This window comes from Methanobrevibacter olleyae (assembly GCF_900114585.1).
Taxonomy (GTDB): Archaea; Methanobacteriota; Methanobacteria; order Methanobacteriales; family Methanobacteriaceae; genus Methanobrevibacter; species Methanobrevibacter olleyae.
In genome coordinates, this window is the sequence record NZ_FOTL01000009.1 from 16,518 (window position 1) to 33,426 (window position 16,909).

Genomic DNA, 16,909 nt, shown 5'->3' on the forward strand with positions numbered 1-16,909 from the left:
TGAAAAAAATTTTAATCAGGACTTTAGGCCAAAGAGGAAAAAACTCGGCAGAAAGCTAAAAAACTTGAGTTATAATTCCCAAATACCTAAAAGTTTTTCAATTTCATCTTGAAAATCTAAAAACTCTCTTGATTCTCTTTGTCTAGGACGTTCAAGAGGTACTTCTACAATATCTTTTATTCTGCCTGGTTTTTTATCCATTATCACAATTTTATCCGCCAAATAAACAGCTTCATCAACATCATGAGTTACAAATATAATTGTTGTTTCAAATCTTTTCCAAACACCAATCAATTGCTCTTGTAAACTATGTCTATTTAACATATCTACTGCAGAAAATGGTTCATCCATAAGTAAAACAGGAGTATGGTTTAATAAAGAACGAATAATAGCTACTCTTTGTTTCATACCACCAGAGAGCTCATGAGGATAACTATACTTAAAATCAGCTAACCCTACTCTATCTAAATATCTCTCAGCAGCAGCAAGATTTTCTTCCTTGCTTTTCTCACCAGCTAAATTTAAACCAAACATTACATTATCTAAAACATTTAACCATGGGAATAAAGAATATTGCTGAAAAATAAAGCCCCTATCTTTTGAAGGACCATCTATAAGTCCTCCTCCATCATATATCTCACCAGAATCCGCTTCTTCTAAGCCACCAATAAGTCTTAAAAGAGTTGTTTTTCCACAACCAGATGGACCTAAAAGGCAAATCAATTCACCATCATCGACATGTAAATTAATATCTTCTAATGCAATGAATTCTTTATCTTTTGTTGTAAATGATTTAGATATGTTTTTAATATCAATTGCCAATATAACACCTTCGATAAAAATTACAAAATTACCCGAATTTTTAATCCAAACTATTTACCATCACTAGAATTTTTAATCTAATCTATTTACCAGAAAATCATAGATTGTGCTTTTTTAAATCCTACATCAAATAAAATTCCAATAATACCAATAATTACCATACCTACAACCATAGTACCTGGATCGAATAATTGACTTGCAGTTAAAATCATATAACCTAAACCGTTACTTGATGCAATCATCTCAGCAGATACAGTACACATTAAAGCAATACTTACACCTACTTTAAGACCAGATACAATATAAGGAAGAGTTGATGGTAAAACTACTTTATATAAAATATCCCAATTATTTGCACCTAATGTATTTGCTGCTTCAATTAAGACCTTATCAGTTCTTTTTACACCATCAATAGTGTAAACTAATACTGAAAATACACAACCAATAAAGATTACAAATACAGCAGATGGTAATCCAATACCAAACCATAAAATGGAAAATGGAATCCAAGCAATTGGAGGAATTGGTCTTAAAATACTAATTACTAAGGAAGTAAGTTCATCTAAAGTTTCATACCAACCTAAGATAATACCTAATGGAATAGCCACTACAGATGCTAAAATAATACCAGCAAATACTTTAGTTAATGTACTGATAGTATGATTTAGTAATTTTCCATTAGCTATTAATCTAAATGTTGCATCAAATACATCTAATGGACTAGGTAAAATATAATAAGGTATTAAACTTAGACCTTCAGTAATTATATACCATACTATAATAATTAAAATAGGTAAAATAAAGGGTAAAACTCTTTTGTTTATATTCACATTATCACGAGCTAAAAATTATTTTAATTTTTTAATAGTGAAATCATATAATATTATTCATTAAAAATTGTGAACTATTAATTTATAATAATATTATAAAAATCAATTAAAACACGATATAATATTATATTAAACATAATATATAAATTTTATATAATTAAGCTGTAAAAGAAAATAGGAAAATTAAAAAAATAGAAAACAAAATTATTAAAAATCTTATAAATAAAAAAGAAAAATTAGTAGAAAATAATAAAAATCTTATAAATAAAAAAGAAAAATTAGTCGAAATAATAAAAATCTTATAAATAAAAAAGAAAAATTAGTAGAAAATATTAAAAATCTTATAAAAAAATAAAAAGAAAAATTAGCAGTTATTAACCACTAATTTAAAATTTAAGGGTATTAGTTAAAAGACTTAAAGTTCAGCAAAGATTTTATCTTCACTAATAGGTTCTTTTAATAATCCTAAATCTACTCCAAGTTGCATGAAGTCAATTACTGATTTTTTATAATCCTCATCTAATCCAGAAATGAATTGAGTATCATTGATGATGCTTGTTTGTAATTCCTTATCTGGAACAATATCTTCAGGTAATAAAGCTGCTGCTTCTGAAGGGTTTTCATTTGTGAATTTAGTTGCATTTTCGTGGATTGCTAAGATTTTTTTAAGTTCTTCAGGATGATTATCAATAAAGTCCTGTCTTGCTGCAACTACACAACATGGGTGTCCTGGAATAATATCAGAAGTGTTTTGGAGTAATTTACCGTATCCATTTTTAACAGCAATAGAAGAGAATGGTTCCCAACAAATCATAGCATCAATCTGACCAGCTTTTAAAGCATCAGTCATCTGAGCTGCTTTCATTGAAATAAGTTCTACATCATTTACATTTACACCAGATTTATTAAGGCCATAGGTAATAATCATGTTTTGAATAGTAGCTGCACCTGGGGTACCTACTTTTTTACCTTTTAAATCTGCAAGAGAGTTAATACCAGAGTCAGATCCAACAACTACACCACTACCTTCAATTTGAGCACCAGATACTACTTTCACAGGTACTCCTTTTTCAATAGAAGATAATACAGGAGTAATTCCTACGTAACCAACATCTACATCCCCACTTGCCATAGCAGTCATTAAGTCTCCACCATTGTTAAATTGAACAGTTTCAACTTTAAGTCCTTGAGCTTCATACTGTTTTTGAGCTTCTGCAACATACATTGCAGTATCGTGATCAGAAGGTAAGTGACCAATAGTAATAGTGTCATCACCTGCACCTAATGCAAAGTAAGCTCCAACAGCAACAATAGCTACAATAATAATAGCAATAATTGCAAGAATTTTTTTATCCATAAAAATCACTTTTATTTTTAAAATTAAACAAAAAATCTTTTCATATAACTTTCTTATATTAGTAAAGATACTTGCTTATATAACTTTCTTATAAACAATTAGTAAAGATACTTGCTTATATAACTTTCTTATAAACAATTAGTAAAGATACTTGTTTATATAACTTCTTTCTATGTATATAACATTTTTAAAATAATAAGTTCTTTTTTATAAATTGATTATATAAAATATAATTTAAAAACTTATTACTTATATAATAATTGTATAAACTGAATATATAATGTTTTTTATTAAATAAATGACTGATAGATTAATAGTACAAATATTAACTATAAATTTTTAAATTAAATATGATTTAAATGAGATAAAATGAGTTAAATAAAAAAAATAGAATAAAAAATTAGATATATTTAAAATCATTTGAATACACTTAGAATCAAAATTAATAAAAAGGGAATAATAGGTTGATATGGTATATATAATACTTTTTAATATACTGATAAGCTTACATAAATGTACTATTAAGGTTACAAAAATAAGAAAATATATGTCAATAGTCTAAAATTAGCAATTTAAAAGATGTTCCATAAATATAAAACAATGTTAAAATTAATAATAAAACTTTTACAAGGACATAGTTAAAGAGAATGATTAAATTATTCTTCCATATCACAAAATTCAAAATTACTTAATAATTTTTCTCTAAATAATTTAGATATTCTTGAAATACATTGCCTACTATAACCTAATTCCTCAGATAATTGAGTAGTGGTTCTTTTATCTAAATTGAATAATATATATAACATTAGATTAAGAGGAATTTTACTTTTATGGAAAATTGTACCTGAAAAGTCATTGAAATTAGTTCCACAATCTTTACAAGAGTATCTGCGAGTTCTACCTTGGTTTCCTCTATTATTGATATTATAGGATTTACATTTTGGACAATATACTCCATTAACCCAACGGACGCTCCTAAAGAATGCCATAGCAACCTGATCATCAGGAATTTCTACATTCGGATTAATAATATCTTTCATGATAAAATGTATTAGTATTAAAATATATATAATTTTTGAAATATTTTCTAGTTAAATAAATTAAGTAAAAAAATTAGAAAAAGTAATAAGTTTATATAAAAATTTTACATAAATATTAAAAAATATATAAAAAATAAAAAAATTAAAAAGATTATCTTAAAAATAGAAAAATAGAAATTAGTAATATTTAAAAAATATCTTAAAAAATAGAAATTAGTAATATTTAAAAAGATTATCTTAAAAATAGAAATTAGTAATATTTAAAAAAACATCTTAAAAATAGAAAAATATAAAAAAATAAATAAAAAGAATAAGAATTATAATAATTCTTTTCTTAAATCAATAGTATCCTTTAAGTCCGGTCCAGTAGAAATAATAGTTACCGGCACACCAGTTTCTTGCTCAACTTGTGTAATGAAATCTTTTGTTTCAGCAGATAAAACACCGAAATCTTGAGTTCTAGCACAATCAGGATACAATCTGTCAACACAGGTTAAAGCAATTTGAGTAGCACCATTTATTCTACAGGATTCCTTTGCAAGTTCAAAGTCAAAAGTACCGACTCTTCTACGTCTTCCAGTAACAACACCATATTCTTCGATACCTAAATCCTCTGCCTCTTTTTGACTCATTTCAGTAGCAAAAGGACCTTCACCTACACGAGTAATATAAGCTTTAAAAACATTAATAACTTCATCTACCTTAGTAGGACCTACACCTACATCAGCAGCAAAGCTACTTGCAGTAGTGTCTTTACTAGTTACAAAAGGATAAGTACCATAGTATAATGAGAGAGCGAAACCTTGTGAACCTTCAATAAACACATCTTCCCCATTATCCAAAGCTTCATTAGATACTAAAGAAACATCAGTTAAATAATCTGCAAGTTCTGGAATGTCTTCTGCTCTTTTTGCAGTTCTTAAAACCCTATCTGCATTAGCTGGCCCACAGCCAGAACCAGTACTGCCTATTTTTTTAGCTAAATGTTCTGAAGATTTATCCCTTTCTTTGTGTTCAGGTGCAATAATAGAGCATCGAGGATCTACATATGCTCTTTCTGCAACATTGTATTTACTTAAATAGTCTAATTCATGGAAAAATACTTCAGGATCAACTAAAACTCCTGCACCGATAAGTAATTTAGCTTCAGTTTGAACAAAACCAGATGGAACAAGTCTTAAACCATATTTTTCTCCATTGAATTCTACTGAATGTCCTGCATTAGGTCCTACTCCTGCACGAGCAACAATATCTGGTTTATCTTTATCACAAAGGTAAGTAATACATTTCCCTTTACCTTCATCTCCCCAAGCTCCTCCAACTAATATACTACAAGTCATTTAAATTCTCCTTTAAATAATAAAAATTTTTTATAAAAATAAGTCATTAAATCAATAGAATCAATTAATTAGTTCATAATCTATTGATTAAGGATTTTAACTTAAATATGCATATAATAATTAAATAAAATTTTAAATAAATTTAAGAAATTTCATTAAGATTCATAACACATAACATACATATTATATTTTTCAATGCTTATAAACTTAGCTATTTTTAAGATAAATTTAAGATAAATTTTAAAAAAATAATAAAATTAAAAGACTTTAAAAATAGTTTATTAAGTTATTTAAGCTTCTTTTAGTATTTTTAAAAACTTTGAAGATGGAAACATTCAAGCTTCTTCCAATATCTCTAAAAGCCTTTGAAGATACAAATATCTTTCATATTTCCACTGTTCATTATTTCCTAAAAAAGCATCTAAAACATGTGAGTTCATCTGACGCAAAATAGATAATTGAACAATATTTTTAACATCAATATCTATTTTTCCTTGAAGAATCAATTGGCCAAAACCAGTACTGATTATAGTATAATCTAAACTCATTAATTCTTCATAAAAATCTAAGTCATGAATAATTTTTAATATACTTTCACATTCAATAATATCATCATGAAAATCCTCCAATTCTAAATCCCATGATTTTAAAATCCAAATAAAACATTCAATAAGTGGAGTGTTTGGATTATCAATTAACCAATCAGATAATTCTGTAAAGGCAATATAAGCTTCTTCACAGCCAAAGGGAGCTAATTCATCAGAAACATCCCAAAAAAATCCATAATTAGCTATTTCAATAGCTCTTTTATTAGGAATCTCTCCAAAGAAATAGGTATTATCTTCCAAATAATTATATCCTTTCTCTAATTGTTCCATAAATACACCAAAATAATCATCTTAATAGATAGACATCTATACAATATAATAAAGTTAAATATAAGTTTATACTTATTTTAAAGGAAACTCTTCACAAAGTAAATCTATATAAGTTTATACTTATTTTAAAGGAAACTCTTCACAAAGTAAATCTTCACCATATTCTTTATCTGTTCCTTTTTTATTCCAATAATCTAAATAATAGAGCATCCAATTATTAGAGGCTCTTTTAATATCATCATCACTTAATGATTCAAAATCATTAAAACAATTAATATAATCGCCACCAACAACAACAGCTATATTTTCACATTCAAAAGATAATAAAAAGTCATAATCTTCATTTTCCTTTTTAAATACATCCTGAAGATTCCTATTATTAATTAAAACTTTTTTATTTTTATATTCTTTTATAATTTTATTTAAATAATCATGATTCTGGAATTTAAATTTTATTATATCTTTTCTAAATTCTTCATAAAAATAAGGAAATTTTTCAGTTAAATATTCATTAGAATTAACTAAATTATCTAAATAATCTATATTAAATTTTAAAAAACTTAAATCCTCTTTTTCATTAAAATATAAAGCTAAATAAATATTTTGACCAAAACGAATAGCTAATTCACCTTTATATGAATTATCAAAAATAGTTTGAGAGGAAATTTTAAGATTTTCAAATTCCAAATATAAAGAATTAGAATTATTATCTATTTCTAACCAAATCCATTTTCCTTGTGAAATCGCTTCTTCTATTATTTCTTTTGATCTATTATTCATAAAAATCACTAATGAAAAAATATATTGAATTAAACAAAATTGAATAAATTGAATTAAATAAGTCAAATAAATTAAATTAAATAAATTAAATAAATTAAATTAAATTAAATAAATTAAATAAATTAAATTAAATAAATTAATTAAATTAAATAAATTAAATAAATTAAATAAGTTAAATAAGTTAAATAAAAACAATTAATTTTCTTTATTTAATTCAATAAAATCTTGAAGTGCACCGTCCATTGAATATTCTACACCATCAAAGTGTTTTTTCCAATTAAAGTTTTTAATTAAAATTCTTTCATCTAGAGATTCATTCCAACCAATCTCAAAACCATAATCTTTAAGAGTTTTTGCTATCTTTTTAGCTATCTCTAAGCCTTTTTCTTCATCATATTCAAAATCGCCAAAAGCAATAAATAGATCATTATCTTCAATTACATTTTCAATATCTTCAAAGCTATAAAAACAAAATCCATAAGGAGAATACTTATTATTTCTTAAATGTGTAAATAATTCAAAAGAATCCTGAATTCCTTCTTCAATATCATAACCTGCATTATGAATAGAGATAATATTTTCTTTTGTTAAGTCTAAAAAAGCATTCTTTAAACTAATAAAATCATCTGAATCCTCATTAATTTCCTTTAAATTGTTTTTGTTTTCTAAAAAAAGTTTTAAAATCAAATCATCTGAAATATTCTCTTCAATAAACTCATCACCAATCACTTCTAAAATTTCATCATCTGAATAAAATCCAGATTTAATTAATAATTGAATTTCATAATTAATTTCATCAATCAGCTCTTGATTCATAAAAACACCTTTAAAGACTTAAAAAATTAATCCGAATTAAGCAATCATAAATTGAAATATTAAGCTTTTATAACTTTAATACTTTGAATATTTTTTCTTTCAGTTAAACCAATAACCACTCTATCATCACCAACTTTTACAAGTGAAAAATCATCCCTTTCTTTATATTCATATCCTTTTATCTCAGCATATGATTTTAAAGCTTTTCTATGATTTATTTCAAATCTGCGATGGAAATCATTGATAATATTTGCAAATACATCAGGATCATCAGTTAGTTGAATATCATCAGACTTAATAGTAACAAAGAATACAAAGCTACCATAATTAACTGCACAGTATGCATCATTATCAAACAAAGATGATATAGTCATAGTTAAAATATGGGCTTCATTAAAACTTGCTGAGAATACATTTTCAATAAATTGACTAATGTTTTGTTTCTCACCAAATTCCTTTACTGCCTTAGCTTCTTCTATAAGTTCTTCTGGAAAGCCAATTTCTTTGTTATCCCAAGCCCAAGACCATGTAAATTCATTAGGGTCTAAAAATCCAATAAGTTGAATAGGAAATTCCATATTATTAAATCTAACCGTTCCATTTTCAATATCCAATTCTGGTTCAGCATCTCCAACAAGATTGGATAATATTTCTTGTTTTTCTAATGCTAAAGCACCATATTTAGAGAATAAATCTTGTAAATCATCACGTTCTTCAATTAAAAGAGAATTAAGTTCCATTTTTTCACCAATAAAAATATAATTAAGATTAAATTGAAATTAAATTAGAAAGACAATTTAGAAATTCTACCCATAGCTTCTTTAGTGTTTTCCAAAGTATTAAATGCAGTTAATCTTAAATAGCCTTCTCCACTTGGACCAAATCCAGAACCTGGAGTACCAACAATATTTGCTTTTTCTAAGAGAAGGTCAAAAAAGTCCCAAGATTCCATATCATTTGGAGTTTTTACCCAGATGTAAGGGGAATTTACTCCGCCATAAACATTTAATCCAATTGCAGATAAACTTTCACGAATAATTCTTGCATTTTCTAAGTAATACTCAATGTTTTCTATGATTTCTTTTTGACCTTCTTTAGTATAAACTGCCTCAGCAGCCTTTTGAACAGGATAGGAAACACCATTAAATTTAGTAGTTTGTCTTCTATTCCATAATAGATTAACTGATTGTTCATTACCTTCACTATCTTTAATTTTAATTTCTTTAGGAACAACAGTATATGCACAACGTGTACCAGTAAATCCTGCGGTTTTTGAGAAACTTCTAAACTCAATAGCTACTTCTTTAGCACCTTCAATTTCATAGATTGTATGAGGAACATTGTCTTCACTAATAAAAGCTTCATATGCAGCATCAAATAAGATAAGTGCATCATTTTCCTTTGCATATTCTACAAATTTAGCTAATTGATCTTTAGTTAAAGTAGTTCCAGTAGGGTTATTTGGGAAACAAAGATAGATTAAATCTACTTTTTCACTTGGAAGTTCTGGTACAAAGTTATTTTCTTCTCTACATGGAAGATATACAATATTTTCATACATTCCATCATCTTTAATTATACCAGACCTACCAGCCATTACATTAGTATCAACATAAACTGGATAAACTGGATCAGTTACTGCAATAACATTATCCAAAGCAAAGATTTCTTGAATATTAGCAGCATCACATTTTGCACCATCAGAAATAAATACTTCATCAAGGTCTAAATCTATGCCCCATCTATTAAAATCATTTTTTATAATAGCCTCTGCTAAAAAATCATATCCTTGTTCAGGACCATATCCCATAAAAGAATTTACATCTGCCATCTCATCAACAGCATCTTTAAAAGCATTGATTACACTAGGAACTAAAGGTTTTGTTACATCACCAATACCCATTTTAATAACATTTTTACCAGGGTTTTCTTCCATATATTTAGTAGCACGTCTATTTACTTCAACAAAAAGGTAACTACTCTCTAATAATAGATAGTTTTCATTAATTTTAACCATATATATAACCTCAAACAATAATTCAAACAATTAAAATTATTCGTTAAAATAATCTCAAAGATAAAACTCATAATAAATATTAAAAATAAAATCTCTTAAATCAATTTTAAAAAATAAAAATAATCTAAAATTAATTTAATTAATAATTTCTAACTATTTAACACTTAATATGTTTATTAAATATATTATATAAAATTGTGTATTAAAAAATTAGAAATATAAATTATAATTTTAAAAATTTCAAAAGTATTTAATAAAAAAAACTTCCCTTTAAACTTAAAAACATAAAAAGTATTTAATAAAAAACTTCCCTTTAAACTTAAAAACATAAAAAGTATTTAATAAAAAATTTCTCTTTAAGAAATTTCAAAACTAATGTATAAATAAAATAAAAAAGATATAGATATAACACTATAAGATAATATATTATTTACTTATATTTATTTTATATTATAGATATAATCTATTGATTTTAAAAAAATCATTAATTAAAAAAATGCTTGTATAAAATTATAATTTTTGATATTAAAAATAAAGATTAATTCGGTGAAAAAATGAAAGAAATAACAACAATATTGCTTATTCTTATAGCAGTTATTGGAATAATTTCTATAATAATTGTTAAATTATATTATAGAGATAAGGAAAAAGATGATGAAAAAGAAAAATTAGAAGAGTTTATTAACAGTACTAAAGCTGATTATGATAATGAAAAACGTAGAAAAGTTAGAAAAACTACAAATAAAAACCGTACTAATCTCAGCCAAGCACAAGAATATGCTAAGACAATTGATATTGTTGAAAATGAAAATCTAGGAGAAACAAGTGCTTTACTTAGACAAAGAAGAAAAGCTATGGAAAATGCTCCTAAAAAACAAGTGAGAAAAGTTAAAAGAATACATCCTGAAGCAGTTAATGGCCCTAAAAAACAGGTTATCCCTAAAAAAGTTAAAAGAACTCCTAATAGGATAAAAACTCAAATGAATAAAGAAGAAGAGATTGAATCTTTCCAGGAACCTATTAAACCACAACATACCTCAACAATTAAAAGTGCTCAACAGAAAAAAGCACAACCTAAAGCTCGTCAAGTACCAATGACTGAAAAACAAAAAGAATTCATTGCTAAAGATGCTAATAAATTAGTTATTGAAGATAGTGATAATGCAGTGAAAGTTGTTAAATCTATTAAATCCTCAGATACTATTGCAGAAGTAAAAGAATCTTCTAAAATAGAAGATAAAACTGTGAAAGTAGATGAAAAAGATGAAATAGTTAAAAAAGCTGAAGCAGATACTGCAGAAATAATTAAGAAAATTGAAGAGGCTAAAGAGGAAGTAGAAGATAAATTAGCAGATACTACAATAGATAAAACTGAAGAAATTAAAGAAGCTGTTAAAGAAGAATTAAGTGAAACTAAAGTAGAAGAAGCTAAAGAAACTCCAGAGATAGAATCTACAATTGAAGCAGAACCTAGATTAGAAGAAATTGAAACTGCAATTGAAACCGAACCAAAAATAGAAGAAACAAAACCTACAACTGAAACCGAACCAAAAATAGAAGAAACAAAACCCACAACTGAAACCGAATCAAGAGTAAAAGAGGCTAAATCTACTATAACCGAAGGGGCATCAAAAGTAAGTGATAAGATTTCTCAAGTAGCAGAAAAAGTCTATAACGATGACCTTCATCTTATTCTTAATAAAGATAAAAAAGTAGAAGTAGATGAAACTCCTGAAAATGACTTTGTTACAATTAATTCTGATAGTGAAAGTAGTTCTCAAAATAAGGAATTAATTAGTAGTGCTATTAAATCTATTAGAAACTTCAGAAAACCAAATGTTCCAGAAGAACCAGTTATTGAAAAAATTAAAGATGACATAATACCTAATGATTATGCTCAAGACTTTGGAGATGGAATTGAATACATTGGAGATACTATTACAATAACTCCAATTCATGAAGAAGAAAGAGATTTAGCTAATAATCAACCAAATGAAGATGTAGATAAAATTTATAAAGAGATTAATAAAGAGTCTTACAATAAAACAGATGATGATGAATTATCTGAATCTTTTGAAGATGTTACTGATGAAACTTCCGAAAAAGATGCAAATGTCTACACTAAAGAAGATTATCTAAAAACCGAAAATAAAGAAAAAGAGAAAAAACATAGAGCTGAAAACACTAAAAAGATTTTAGGTTCAAAAGGCATTAGTGAGGAAGAACTCCATAAAATAGCTGAAGCTAAAGCAAATTCTAAACTTACAAGAAAAGCTAGCCCTGCAAAAGAAGAGCCTGTTGAAGAAGGTCAAAAAAGATTAATGCTACATAAGTACAGAACTGATGTTGAAGAAGTTTACATCAATGGAACATTGTTTGAACTTAAAGTTGGCCAAATCATAATGTTTGATATTAAAGGCGAAACTTATTCAAGCCAAATCTTAAAACTTAAACCAGGTTATATTGGAGTTAGATACAGATCTAAAAAGATTTGGGTAAAATCTAACAGCGTTAAAAAGATTTTAAAATAATTTAAATAATTAAAATAGTTTTAAACTATTTTAATTCACTTTATTTTTAATATCTTTTTAGATTTAATAATTTTTTATTATTAATTTGTTAAAACATTAAATAAATTTGTTTAAATTAAAAAAAAACCGAATTAATCTTTAAATAAATTTATTATCTTTTTCTATTATTTTTTTATTTTTTAAAATATTTTTAAAAACTATTTTTAAACCATAAACTCCTTTTTTATTTTAATGATCTTCTATTTAAAAAAATATATTGTATTAATATTAACGAAGAAATTAAAAAAAGATGATGAAAAATAAAAAAGACTTAAAAAAGCTAAATTAAAATAAAATGATTAAATATAGAAATTAAATGAAATAAAATGGTTAAGAAATTAACTAAAAATAAAAAAAGAATTATGCTCACTTATGAGCATAATAGAAGATCAATTCATCATCTTTAATTTCATCAAGTCTTGCAAAGCCGAATCTTTCAAATTGGACAATGTCTCCAACTTTTAAATCTTTACAATCCAGCTCACAAAGACCCTCTACAATAGAGGCATCATCCATAACAACTTTTGCACCAATAGCATCAATTGGAACCCAATGGATAATTCTTGCTTTAGCTTCCCTTGCATCTTCAAAGGATTTGCTATGGAATAAAACATCATCATCTTTAATTTCAACATTTACTGCATCCATTAAACGACTAATACCATTAGTAAAATCTGCTTTTGGAATATAAACCTCTTTATCAAAAATAAGAGTTCTGTTGCCACGTTCTTCAAAATCAGGATGTAACGGTCTAATGATTTCCAAATTCAAATCATCTTCGGAAACATCAGCTATCTCTATTTTTATAGGATCTGGAACAAAGAAATATCTATTTACTTTTTCCTCTATAATGTTTCTATTTAGGCCATAAATCTTTTTCCAGCTTATAGCAGAATCAGACATTTTAATACCAATTTCAACCATTAATTGAGTAATAGTCTCTGCTTGAATCCCTCTTCTTGCAATAGCCCTTAAAGTTCCAAGTCTTGGATCATCCCAACCACTATAAGTACCATCCTCAATTCCTGCCATAGCTTTAGAAGTACTTAAAGCAATGTCTTCCATTTTCAATCTACCATAATGAATAAATTCAGGAACCTCCCAGCCCATGTGTTTGTAAAGATATTTTTGTTTTTCACTATTTGCTAAGTGATCTTTTCCTCTTAAAACATGGGTCATACCAAGTAAATGGTCATCTACAGATACAGAGAAGTTCATCATAGGATAAACTCTGTATTTAGTACCTAATCTTGGATGTTCTTCTTCAACTATTCTCATTGCTACCCAATCACGAATAGCAGGATTTTTATGATTTATATCCGTTTTAATTCTAAGTACCGCTTCACCTAGTTCCATTTTAGGGAATTTTTTCCATAAATCCATATTTTCTTCTACACTATTATCTCTACATGGACAAGCTTGGCAGTTATCTTTAAGTTTTTTAAATTCTCCACCATCACAGGTACACATATATGCTGCTCCACGTTTAATCAACTCTTCAGCATATTGATAATAAATTTCAAAACGGTCACTTTGATAATATACTTCATCAGGTTCTATTCCCAACCATTTTAAATCTTCTTGAATCAGATCATAAGCAGGTTCATAAATACGTTTTGGATCTGTGTCCTCTATTCTTAAAATGAATTTTCCACCGCATTTTTTAACATATTCACCATTTGGAATAGCTGCTCTTGCATGACCAATATGTAATGGGCCACTTGGATTAGGTGCAAAGCGCATTACAACATCTTTATTAGTACCTGGAAGTTTTGGTAATCCTTCTTCTTTTTTTTGTTTTTTCTCCTTAATAGCTAGGCCTAATTCTTCCATTTTATCTGCTTGTTCCTCAGGTGAAAGTGCATTAACTTGAGCTACAACTTTTCCAGATAATGGGCCAATTTCCTTTGCTCTTGGCCTAAGTTCTGGTTCTGAACTCATAATAGAACCCATAACAGCTCCAGGATTTGCGCTTCCTTTATGTTTAGCTGCATTTAATAATGCATGTTTAAATACAATTTCTTCTAATTCATCCATATAATCACTCATTCATAGTTATGATTTCCATTTAATCATGAAATAAAATAAATTTAAAAAAAGTTTTAAATTAAAGAATAACTTAAATAAATTTTAAAAATAATTAATTATTAAAAAATAATTTAAATAAATTTTAAAAACGATTAATTAAAAAATGATTAATAATTATTAAAATTATGTTATAATTTATGAAATTAAACTTATATAAATATAATTAAAATAGAGTTTAAAATTTAATTAATTTAATAAAAAAATAGTTTAAATAAATTATTAATAATAAAAAATAGGTATAAAATCTAATATGTTCATAGAAATTTAAGAAAATTAATTTAGAAGGCTTCTTATAAAATTTAAGTATTAGTCTTAAAAGCAATATCAAAAATTCTACAAACATATTAGATATGGCAAATCTAATAAATCGGTTTAGCAACAATATTTATCAGATAATTATCAATTTAAATTTCTTTATATTTAAATCCTTCTATTTTAATCAATTAATTTAACTAATAAAGGACAAATATTTAGTTATACTTAACTTAAGTCAATGAAAATAGAAAAATTTAGTTATACCTAAATTAAATAAAAAATAGTAAAAAATAGATAAAAAACCATATTTATCAAAGGAAAACAAGTACAAAAAGACAACTCTGTGATAAATATATCTTATGGTATTTGAATAGTAAATAATAACTGAGGGAAATAATTTATTATTAGCTGACTAAGCAATAATTAAATTAATTTTAAGAAAATTTAAATAAACATTACTTATTTTCTATTTTTTGTCTTTTAAATTACTTGTTAATCCTTTAATAGCCAATGCGCCAAGAATAACATCCCCCTAATAAATGACGGCTTAATAAATGGCCATGATGCATATGACCTCCAGTAAATAAGCGAGACCCTCTTGACATTTTTTACCTCCAAAATTATCTTCAAATTAACAATCAACTATCCTAATGGACAATATATTTTATATACCTATTACTATATAAATCATTCGGTTTTAAAATGCCTATTTTTAAAAATAAAGCACAATTATTTAGTTTTACCTAAAATAAATTTAATATAGCCTAAAAAATATTTTGTTATGCCTAAAAAATAAATCAATTAGAGATAAGAAAAAATAAAAATTACAATATATGAAAATAAAAAAATAAAAAATAAAGTAGCAAAAATTAAAAAATAAAATTAGTTATCATGATTAGATTCTATATTAGTAACTTCAAGTTTCATAATTACTGGTCTTAAACCATCATTACAAGATACAATAGCTACTCCATGAGTTTTAATCCAATCTTCATAATACCAAATATCACTTACACCATGAGCTAAAGCAAATACGTATTGATATATAGCTTTCCATGCCTCATCACAAAAACCATTAGGCTTTGCATAGTCTGCATAATATACTTCACCTTCTTTCATTAGAGGGCAAGTTGATAATCCATCAACACCATATTCCCTAGCAAGATCTTCTTGAAATGTTGTTTTTAAAATAGTTATTTTTACTTTTTTCATGTTAAGAATTTTATTTTTTATAGTTTATATAAATTAATAAAACTTTTTAAAAACTTTTTAAATGAAGAAAAATTTGTGAAATAATCAAGATATAATAATATGAAAATTACAGTAGAAATATACCTCTCATCAATAGAAAAAATTTGATTGTCAAATAACAGAATTTTATCGGAAAAAGGAAAAATAAAAAGCTAAATATAAATATTATTTTAATTATAAAATTATATAATATTAAAATATTAAATAGTAAAATATTATTATTTAAAATTGAAAATCAAGAAATATGGAAATAATTAAAATTTATAAAAAAATTTTAAGTATATGTTTTAAAAAAAATTTCTCTGTAGAAAAAATATAAGTTCTGCAAAATTTTAATAAATAGGTTATTGATAATATGGATGGAAAATTAGATATAGATTCATTTGAAAAAGCAATAAATGGTTTAAATAAAAATTTAAATGATGTGGGATTATTATTTAGAGCTAATATGCCATTATTAGCAACTGATGCAACTCAAGAAACTAAAGAAAATTGTGTAGATAAAATGTCTGATAGAATCAGCGATTTACTTGATTCATTTAGAGAAAGCTATTCTTACTACAATGGCTTTTATGAAAAATTAAAAGAAAATGTTAGAAATGAAACTATCGAAAGTCCAGAAGAATATGAGGTATTCTTTAGTCATGCAAACGAAACATTTCCAAAATATATAGATGAGCTTGGACAAAGCATTGATAGTTTATGTGACATAGATGTAAAAACTGAAAAGTTCAATATAACTATGAGAGAGTTAGGTTCCATTATTGAAAATTTCCGTTTTGATTTTAAAAGGACATTAGCAATAGCTGATTTGTACCAAATTCAAAAAGAAAGTAAAGAAAACTGATATAAGCTCTTAAACTAA

At 25.7% G+C, this 16,909-nt stretch carries 14 protein-coding genes; 2 read left to right on the top strand and 12 right to left on the bottom strand.

The window, feature by feature from the left end; genetic code table 11:
* Positions 1-69: 69 nt before the first annotated feature.
* The 10 genes from BM020_RS03860 to BM020_RS03905 all read right to left on the bottom strand — a co-directional run bounded on the left by BM020_RS03860 (position 70) and on the right by BM020_RS03905 (position 9,880).
* Entirely contained in the window at positions 70-822 is a 753-nt protein-coding gene (locus BM020_RS03860; protein WP_074798285.1) for an ABC transporter ATP-binding protein, read from the bottom strand.
* A gap of 86 nt (positions 823-908) precedes the next feature.
* Entirely contained in the window at positions 909-1,646 is a 738-nt protein-coding gene (locus BM020_RS03865; RefSeq protein WP_067148968.1) for an ABC transporter permease, read from the bottom strand.
* Between the two features lie 421 nt (positions 1,647-2,067).
* The gene (locus BM020_RS03870; protein ID WP_074798287.1) at positions 2,068-3,009 is read right to left on the bottom strand and encodes an ABC transporter substrate-binding protein; all 942 of its coding nucleotides are present in this window, start codon (positions 3,007-3,009) and stop codon (positions 2,068-2,070) included.
* Positions 3,010-3,665: 656 nt separating this feature from the next.
* Positions 3,666-4,049 carry a transposase gene (locus tag BM020_RS03875; RefSeq protein WP_067146002.1) on the bottom strand — a complete coding sequence of 128 codons (384 nt, stop codon included), beginning with the start codon at positions 4,047-4,049 and terminating at the stop codon, positions 3,666-3,668.
* A gap of 317 nt (positions 4,050-4,366) precedes the next feature.
* Positions 4,367-5,389: an adenylosuccinate synthetase gene (locus BM020_RS03880; RefSeq protein ID WP_067146000.1), complete on the bottom strand. Its 1,023-nt coding sequence runs from the start codon at positions 5,387-5,389 to the stop codon at positions 4,367-4,369.
* 335 nt (positions 5,390-5,724) lie between these two features.
* Positions 5,725-6,267, bottom strand: a complete 543-nt coding sequence (locus tag BM020_RS03885; protein ID WP_067145998.1) for a hypothetical protein — start codon at positions 6,265-6,267, stop codon at positions 5,725-5,727.
* A 120-nt stretch (positions 6,268-6,387) separates the two neighbouring features.
* Positions 6,388-7,047, bottom strand: a complete 660-nt coding sequence (locus BM020_RS03890; protein WP_074798289.1) for a hypothetical protein — start codon at positions 7,045-7,047, stop codon at positions 6,388-6,390.
* Between the two features lie 195 nt (positions 7,048-7,242).
* Entirely contained in the window at positions 7,243-7,863 is a 621-nt protein-coding gene (locus BM020_RS03895) for a DUF6891 domain-containing protein (RefSeq protein WP_067145995.1), read from the bottom strand.
* Positions 7,864-7,922: 59 nt separating this feature from the next.
* Positions 7,923-8,603, bottom strand: a complete 681-nt coding sequence (locus tag BM020_RS03900; protein ID WP_074798290.1) for a DUF6882 domain-containing protein — start codon at positions 8,601-8,603, stop codon at positions 7,923-7,925.
* Positions 8,604-8,647: 44 nt separating this feature from the next.
* Positions 8,648-9,880: an LL-diaminopimelate aminotransferase gene (locus tag BM020_RS03905; protein ID WP_074798292.1), complete on the bottom strand. Its 1,233-nt coding sequence runs from the start codon at positions 9,878-9,880 to the stop codon at positions 8,648-8,650.
* A gap of 554 nt (positions 9,881-10,434) precedes the next feature.
* Between BM020_RS03905 and BM020_RS09305 the strand changes: the two genes are divergently transcribed.
* Positions 10,435-12,411, top strand: coding sequence for a hypothetical protein (locus tag BM020_RS09305; RefSeq protein WP_083405369.1), 1,977 nt, complete (start codon positions 10,435-10,437; stop codon positions 12,409-12,411).
* 405 nt (positions 12,412-12,816) lie between these two features.
* Here BM020_RS09305 and BM020_RS03915 read toward each other — a convergent pair whose 3' ends face one another.
* Positions 12,817-14,487, bottom strand: coding sequence for a glutamate--tRNA ligase (locus BM020_RS03915; protein ID WP_074798296.1), 1,671 nt, complete (start codon positions 14,485-14,487; stop codon positions 12,817-12,819).
* Positions 14,488-15,675: 1,188 nt separating this feature from the next.
* The gene (locus BM020_RS03920) at positions 15,676-16,005 is read right to left on the bottom strand and encodes a TIGR04076 family protein (protein ID WP_074798298.1); all 330 of its coding nucleotides are present in this window, start codon (positions 16,003-16,005) and stop codon (positions 15,676-15,678) included.
* A gap of 394 nt (positions 16,006-16,399) precedes the next feature.
* On the opposite strand from BM020_RS03920, the gene BM020_RS03925 reads away from it, so the two are divergent.
* Entirely contained in the window at positions 16,400-16,891 is a 492-nt protein-coding gene (locus BM020_RS03925) for a hypothetical protein (RefSeq protein WP_074798300.1), read from the top strand.
* Positions 16,892-16,909: the final 18 nt, after the last annotated feature.